Source organism: Bacteroides sp. An269, assembly GCF_002159755.1.
In the GTDB taxonomy this organism is placed as follows: domain Bacteria; phylum Bacteroidota; class Bacteroidia; order Bacteroidales; family Bacteroidaceae; genus Phocaeicola; species Phocaeicola intestinalis.
On the sequence record NZ_NFJG01000048.1, the window covers coordinates 21217 to 28313 of the forward strand.

7 protein-coding genes are annotated in these 7097 nt (G+C 45.3%); 3 read left to right on the forward strand and 4 right to left on the reverse strand.

All coding sequences use genetic code 11. From position 1 onward, the window contains the following. Positions 1 to 40 precede the first annotated feature (40 nt). Positions 41 to 1168, forward strand: coding sequence for a universal stress protein (locus B5F71_RS10425; RefSeq protein ID WP_087209980.1), 1128 nt, complete (start codon positions 41 to 43; stop codon positions 1166 to 1168). Between the two features lie 12 nt (positions 1169 to 1180). Further along, positions 1181 to 1495: a YbjQ family protein gene (locus B5F71_RS10430; protein WP_022040022.1), complete on the forward strand. Its 315-nt coding sequence runs from the start codon at positions 1181 to 1183 to the stop codon at positions 1493 to 1495. A gap of 141 nt (positions 1496 to 1636) precedes the next feature. Here the strand turns inward: B5F71_RS10430 and B5F71_RS10435 are convergent, their stop codons facing one another. The 4 genes from B5F71_RS10435 to B5F71_RS10450 form a co-directional block, all read right to left on the reverse strand. Continuing rightward, on the reverse strand, positions 1637 to 1861 hold the full coding sequence (locus B5F71_RS10435) for a hypothetical protein (RefSeq protein ID WP_158098073.1): 225 nt from the start codon (positions 1859 to 1861) through the stop codon (positions 1637 to 1639). Positions 1862 to 2048: 187 nt separating this feature from the next. Further along, a complete protein-coding gene (locus tag B5F71_RS10440) occupies positions 2049 to 3302 on the reverse strand; it encodes a DEAD/DEAH box helicase (protein ID WP_087209984.1) in 1254 nt (417 codons plus the stop codon). 20 nt (positions 3303 to 3322) lie between these two features. Next, the gene (serB, locus tag B5F71_RS10445; protein ID WP_022040024.1) at positions 3323 to 4558 is read right to left on the reverse strand and encodes a phosphoserine phosphatase SerB; all 1236 of its coding nucleotides are present in this window, start codon (positions 4556 to 4558) and stop codon (positions 3323 to 3325) included. Positions 4559 to 4743: 185 nt separating this feature from the next. Then, positions 4744 to 6102 (reverse strand): energy transducer TonB, encoded by a 1359-nt coding sequence (locus B5F71_RS10450; protein WP_087209987.1) that lies wholly within the window; start codon positions 6100 to 6102, stop codon positions 4744 to 4746. 288 nt (positions 6103 to 6390) lie between these two features. On the opposite strand from B5F71_RS10450, the gene B5F71_RS10455 reads away from it, so the two are divergent. Next, positions 6391 to 6888 (forward strand): thioredoxin family protein, encoded by a 498-nt coding sequence (locus tag B5F71_RS10455; protein ID WP_087209990.1) that lies wholly within the window; start codon positions 6391 to 6393, stop codon positions 6886 to 6888. Positions 6889 to 7097: the final 209 nt, after the last annotated feature.

A 7097-nucleotide genomic window follows, 5' to 3' on the forward strand; every position in this document is an offset into this window, starting at 1 on the left:
ATCTGTGGTGAGTTTTTTATAAACTATTAAATTTTGAGTTATGGAAGATAAACTTGTTACATTAGCTATTCTGACGTACTCGAAAGCTCAAATCCTTCAGTCCGTATTGGAAAACGAAGGCATAGAGTCATACATTCACAATGTCAATCTGATTCAGCCGGTCATATCTGCCGGCGTGAGGGTACGCATCAAAGAGAGTGATTTGCCCAAGGCATTGAAGGTCATTGAAAGTTCTTCGTGGCTTTCGTCTGAAATCTTGCATGAGGAATCACCTAAACCTGTAGGTTCACCGCAAGTGCTGATTCCGGTAGACTTTTCAGACTATTCGTTGAAAGCCTGTGAGTTCGGTTTCCATCTGGCTGAACGGATGCAGGCGGAAGTCGTGTTGCTTCACGTACATTTTACGCCTATTTATATGCCTAGTTTACAGTATGCTACTGACCATTTCGATGTGCCTGCTGTCGAAAACATTCCTTCGATAAAGAGTATGCTGGAAGATGTTCACCAAAAGATTAATAAACTGACTCAGGACATTGACAAGAAGATGGAAGAGGGTACTTGCCCGAGGGTGAAATATACTTGTATCTTGCGTGAAGGAATCCCGGAGGAGGAGATATTAAGCTATGCGCGTCACGAAAGGCCGCTTATCATCGTGATGGGAACGCGGGGCGAGCACCAGAAAGACCTGGAATTGATAGGCAGCGTAACGGCGGAAGTTATTGAACGCAGCCCGACGTTTGTATATGCCATTCCAGAACGTGCTCCATCGAAACCGATAGAAGACATTCACAAGGTGGCTTTGTTTACGAGTTTTGACCAGCGTGACCTGATAGCTTTTGATTCGCTGATTACAACGTTCAAGGATAACCAGTTTGAGGTAACTTTCATACACATTAATTCGCACGAGGAGAAGCGGAAATGGAATGAAATTACCCTTGCCGGAATTAAGGAATATTTCAAGAAACAATATCCGGACATTGAGTTTAACTATCTGAGTGTTGATGAAGAATATCTGCTGGATAATTTAGACCGATTTGTGCAGGAAAATCGGATTGATGTTATTTGTACGTCCAATTACAAGCGGAACATCTTTGCCCGCCTGTTCAATCCGAGCATAGCGCGCAAGATGCTATTCCATTCGAACACGCCACTTCTGATTATCAAATAAAATTTGAAATTTATGTTATTGACAACTACAAACATTGTTGAGGGTAAACGTGTTACCCGATATTTTGGAATCGTCTCGGGCGAAACCATTATTGGTGCCAATGTGTTCCGTGACATTTTTGCCAGTATTCGTGACATTGTGGGTGGACGCAGCGGCTCTTATGAGAAGGTGCTCCGTGAGGCCAAAGACACTGCATTACGTGAAATGCAGGAACAGGCTCAAAATATGGGTGCGAATGCAGTCATAGGAGTTGACTTGGATTATGAAACCGTGAATGGTTCAATGTTAATGGTTACGGCTAGCGGAACGGCAGTTACTGTTGAGTAATTGCTTGTATGGGGTAGCAAGATAAACAAGGGGCATGGTAGAACACTTGTTTCAACCAAGTTCCTTGTTCTTGTTTACAGAAGAGAATATGTGAAAATAGCATGTGGAATAATTATTATTTCGTCGTTCACACATGCTATCTTATGTCTCATATCCCAATGATAAAATAAGAGCCTGTTTAAATTTTCCAATAAAGTAAGAAGCTGTTTTGAATTTCTCCAAAAAGTTTTTCTTGGCTTGATGTATCCGTTTTCGTGTGTGCTTTGGGCGATTTTTTGGTCCTTTTCGCTCCTGTTCTTCGTCAGATAGCCCGCTATCTTCCTCATCACAGAAGCGGAAATGCCTCAAAAACTCATCCCAAATCATCGCACGATAAATTCAAAACAGCTTCTAATATTCTATCAGGTTCTTTTGCGTTTGTTTCCGGTCTGTTTCCCCGATTTTATTCGCAAAATTAACCTGAGCAAAATTTAAACGACAGGCTCTAAACTGTAAGTTCTTTATCTGAAAAAGGTACTTATAAATTAAAGAGCTAAGGAAGCGCGTCAGGGGATTATTTCCCTCCGCCTTTCTTTTGCGGCCGCCGGTTGTTGAACGAGCGTTTTTTCCAACCTCCCTTTCTTTTGTTTCCGGGTTTGTTCCGGCTGCTGGTGTGCGGGGCATAAACGGGAGCTTCGCCCAATTCGGCTGGGACAGGCAGTTTATAAATCTCTTTCCCTAAGAAATCCTCTATCTGTTTGAAGCGGGTTTGTTCATTTTCACTGACAAACGTAATGGCACATCCGTCATTGTTGGCGCGTGCCGTACGTCCGATACGGTGCACATAGTCTTCGCTGTCATGAGGCACATCGTAATTTATAACCAAACGGATATCATCGATGTCAATGCCTCGTGCCACAATATCGGTGGCTACCAGCATATTGATGCGCCCGTTGCGGAACTCGTGCATAATCTCGTCGCGTTGGCTTTGTTCAAGGTCGGAGTGCATCTCGCCCACATTCAACTTGAGTCGCTTCAATGCCTTGGCTACCTCTTTCACTTTCAGTTTTGAAGAGGCGAAAATGATGACCCGTTCCGGTTCCTGTTGCTTGAACAAGCTTTCGATGATGCCTAGCTTTTGCGCTTCGTAGCAAACGTATGCCGCCTGAATGATTTTGTCGGCAGGCTTTGATACAGCAAGTTTTACTTCCGCAGGGTCATGCAGGATGCTTTGTGCCAGTTGCTGTATCTTGGCTGGCATTGTGGCGGAGAACATGATTGTCTGTCTTTCCTTGGGCAGGTATTTCACAATCTGCATAATGTCATCCGAAAAACCCATATCCAACATCCGGTCGGCTTCGTCAAGTATAAAAAAGGAGACTTTCGACAAATCGACGTACCCCAGACTCAAATGACTGATGAGACGTCCCGGAGTAGCAATCACGACATCGGCTCCCAGTGTCAATCCTTTCTTCTCCTGTTCGAACCGTACCCCATCATTACCTCCATAAATGGCTACACTGGAGACAGGCATAAAATAAGAAAAGCCTTCCATCTGCTGGTCGATTTGCTGTGCCAGTTCACGGGTGGGTGCCATAATCACACAATTGATGGCATCGGCAGGATATCCTCCCTTGCTCAGCTGGTTGATGACGGGCAACAAATAAGCTGCGGTTTTGCCTGTACCCGTTTGCGCCACGCCTATCAGGTCTCTACCTTCTAAAATGACAGGGATGGTCTGTTCCTGCACCGGAGTACATTCTTTAAAGTTCATCGCATCGAGTGCATCCAAGACACTCTCTTCCAAATTCAGTTCAGTAAACTTCATATATATCGTTTCTATTATATTCAACTGTTGGCACGTTCGTCTAGGTATGAGTCTTTAAATCCTAGGAAATACAGCACACCATCCAGTCCGATGGTATTGATGGACTGACGTGCATTCGCTTTTACTTTGGGTTTGGCGTGGAAGGCAATACCCAGACCTGCTATCGACAGCATCGGCAGGTCGTTGGCTCCGTCACCCACGGCGATAGTCTGTGCGATGTCGACGTTTTCTACCTGTGCTATCAGCTGCAACAACTCCGCTTTTCGCTTTCCGTCTACTATGTCGCCTACATAGCGTCCGGTCAGTTTTCCGTCTACGATTTCCAGGTTATTGGCATATACGTAGTCGATGCCGAATTTCTCTTTCAGGTAGTTGCCGAAATAAGTGAACCCTCCGGAAAGAATCGCAATTTTATAACCGTATTTCTTCAATACGTACATCAGCCGTTCTACCCCTTCGGTGATGGGCAGGTGTTCGGCAATATCCCTCATTACACTTTCATCCAATCCCTTGAGAAGTGCCACGCGTTCTGTAAAGCTTTCGCGGAAATCAATTTCGCCACGCATCGCCCGTTCGGTAATGGCGCGTACCTGTTCGCCTACGCCTGCACGTTCCGCCAGTTCGTCTATCACTTCGGTTTTGATGAGTGTAGAGTCCATATCGAAGCATATCAGGCGGCGCATCCGGCGGTACATCGTATCCTTTTGGAAGGAGAAGTCCATCTCCAGCTGGTTGCTCAGCTTCATCAGTTGGCTTTGCAGTTCTTCGGTGTCATGGGGAGTCCCTCGTACGGAAAACTCAATACAGGCACGTACCCGCGCTTTTTGCTCATCTAAGGGAATACGGCCCGTCAACCGTCGAATGGCATCGATGTTCAACCCCTGTGCGGCAAGGATTTCCGTGGCTCCAGCTATCTGCTGGGCGGTCAGCTTACGCCCCAACAAAGTCAGGATGTAGCGGTTCTTGCCTTGCATGTTGACCCATTCCTCGTATTCCTCCGTCGAAATGGGATAAAAACGGATGTTAATGCCCAGTTCGGAGGCTTTGAACAGCAAGTCCTTCATCACGTTGCCTGAATCTGTTTCACGGCATTTGAAAAGAATGCCCAGCGATAGCGTACTATGGATATCTGCCTGTCCGATATCCATGATATCCACTTCGTAACGCGAAAGTATTTCGGTAATGGAAGCCGTCAGTCCCGGACGGTCCAGTCCGCTGATGCGTATTAAGATGAGTTCTGTGTTCGTACTGTCCATGCTTATTTATTCAAACTGTTATTCTTTGCAAATATACATGATTATTTTGATACGGAACCGGATTTCGGATTGGAAAACTAGGCAAGTGCATCAATTTGTGGATAATTTGTAGGCATTTGCCGTTTTAAGGTGCACTTATGTCCGTTGGCTTGTGCACATAGGTGCATTGGCTGACGAGTATAAGTTCATTTCTTTACCTGATGGGATGGAAGCTGAACCGGAAGTGTACAGATACAATCTTTAAACGTATAAGGAGAGGCATGCCAGTCTACGGCAGGAGTCCAGCGCGGCATTTTCCGGATGAAGCGCAACACCTGTTCGTCAAAGTCGGGGAAAGGTCCGGGATGAAGCACCTTTACCTCTTCCGGATAACCATAATCCGTAATCTTGAAACGGTAAACACCTCGTACCCCTGAAGCATTGCCCTGTCCATAAACTTCAATCAGGTTCTGCTTGAAGTATTGTTGCAGCTTATACATGCCTCCCGGAAAACTGGCAGACGAATCATAATCGACAAACATCGAGTCGGCACGGGCTTTCCATTCCTGTTTTTCTTTCAGACGGCGCTGGTAACGATAAGGGCGGAACTGCACATAAATGCCATATGTGCAGGAGACAGGCTTTCCTTGTTTGTCAAGTGCCGGAAGAGCATGCGGCATTTGTCTGAGCAGACGTGTCACCTCCTCCGCAAAAGACTCATGGCTGCTTTGTATCGTCAGGATGTTTGTGGCAATTCCCAAGGTGTCCAAGTCAAGCTGGCAGAATGCATAGCCTCCCTTGCCTTGCTTCAGCATTTCTTCCGGATAAATCATGTTATCGTAACAATAGGCTTCTATCGTGGGATATCCGGCAAAACGAGCCGTATCGCCCAACGTTTCGCGGGGAGTCAGCAAGCCTCTTGCCCAGATACCGTGCCAGGCAGGAAAACGGTCTTCGGGGAGCGGGTCATCCTGTATTTCTTTCCATAACCGGTTGGCTGTATGCTCTGTCTGTTCCCAGTCTGTTTCGTGATGCATGATACGTTGGAATACAGAATCACTCCAATCGACCAGCTTCCGGCAAAAGGAACTGTCTGTTAAAGGTGCCCATATTTGTGTCAGATGAAATGCTTCCGCAGAATCGGGTATCGCAAAATAACATGTGTAGCCATCCAGTCCCATTGTGTTGAAATCTGTATCTTCCGCCAGCCGGATAGCCTTCTTGAAAAGACGTTGCACGGCTTGGCATACAGAGAGGGAGACCGTAACCTTGTGCTTACGAAAGGTGGAATCGGGAGCAGAAAAGCCATTTCCCTTTATCGCATAAAGTGTGGCTTGCTTCCGATGCCCATTTTCCTGCAATCCCCACATCCGGAAATAATCTCCCCATGCAGCGTAATGCAGGTAGCAAACCTGTGTATGGGGTGAAAGCGTACGTGTAAGAAATTGTCTTATCTCTTGTCTCTTGGCCGTATCGTTTACCAGTTCCAAATAACGGTAAGTGTCTTGTGCCGGCAGCCACACGGCATTCAAGAGTAAGCCTAATAGGAAAAGAAAACGTTTCATAATCCGTATCCTTATTTTTATGAATGATTGTAAAACCCGATTGGATGCCCTAAATATGCGAAAAAGAAACGATAATACCAAGCATAAGAGAGATGGATTTTATGCTGAAAAACATAATTTTTCTTATTTTTAGATACAATGAAAGCCTAAAATGCCTATCTTTGCAGCGATTTCAAAACGAAAATGGGAAGTAGTGGCACAAATGTTACGCTTTCTATCCTACGATGTTCCGGGAAGAAATCACTGTAGAACGACAGTCCCGGATAGTATTAACTAAAATCAAATTACATGACTAAAAATGTAAAATGGTTTTTTGTTGTATTAGTATTCAGTTCTTTGATTTCTCTTGCGTTCAGCAATGAGAATGTTCATGCAGAGAAGTTGCGGGAAGGTGACAAGATTCCTGCGTTGGTTCTTTGCGACACCGTGCAGCCGCTCGACCTGCACTCCGCCCGTGAAGGGTATACGTTGTTGAGCTTCTGGGCAAGTTACGATGCGGTGTCCAGGCAAAACAATGCCGCATTGGCGCATTTGGCCGGCGAGACGGACCAAGTGGAAATGCTCTCTGTTTCCTTCGACCGCTATGCATCGGTATTCCATGCAACGGTAGAGCAGGATGGACTAGAGGATGTCCGCTGCTTTGTGGAAACGAACGGTTCCGATTCGGAGGCATTTCGCGCATTTGACCTCAAGCAGGGTTTTACCAATTATCTGGTGGACAGCAAAGGGGTGATTGTGGCGAAAAACGTGACTCCCGCCGAATTGGCTTCTTACCTGAAAAAGTAAAGAAGATTCTTTTTGACTTGAATACAACAAAAAGCAAACAGTAAAAAGTCATCTCAAAGTCTTTTTGAGATGACTTTTTTTAATGAATATCCGCATTTAGTGTAAGCATTCGATAAACTACAAGTTTTAAACCTTTATATACAACAATAGCGACTGTCACTATGAACCTAATAGTTTCAGTCGCTATTATTTTGTTGAACCTATATGTT

Coding starts and splice junctions, on each gene's coding strand:
- serB (WP_022040024.1), bottom strand. CDS start 4,558: ATGGACAGTACGAACACAGAACTCATCTTAATACGCATCAGCGGACTG.
- B5F71_RS10450 (WP_087209987.1), bottom strand. CDS start 6,102: ATGAAACGTTTTCTTTTCCTATTAGGCTTACTCTTGAATGCCGTGTGG.
- B5F71_RS10435 (WP_158098073.1), bottom strand. CDS start 1,861: ATGATTTGGGATGAGTTTTTGAGGCATTTCCGCTTCTGTGATGAGGAA.
- B5F71_RS10425 (WP_087209980.1), top strand. CDS start 41: ATGGAAGATAAACTTGTTACATTAGCTATTCTGACGTACTCGAAAGCT.
- B5F71_RS10455 (WP_087209990.1), top strand. CDS start 6,391: ATGACTAAAAATGTAAAATGGTTTTTTGTTGTATTAGTATTCAGTTCT.
- B5F71_RS10440 (WP_087209984.1), bottom strand. CDS start 3,302: ATGAAGTTTACTGAACTGAATTTGGAAGAGAGTGTCTTGGATGCACTC.
- B5F71_RS10430 (WP_022040022.1), top strand. CDS start 1,181: ATGTTATTGACAACTACAAACATTGTTGAGGGTAAACGTGTTACCCGA.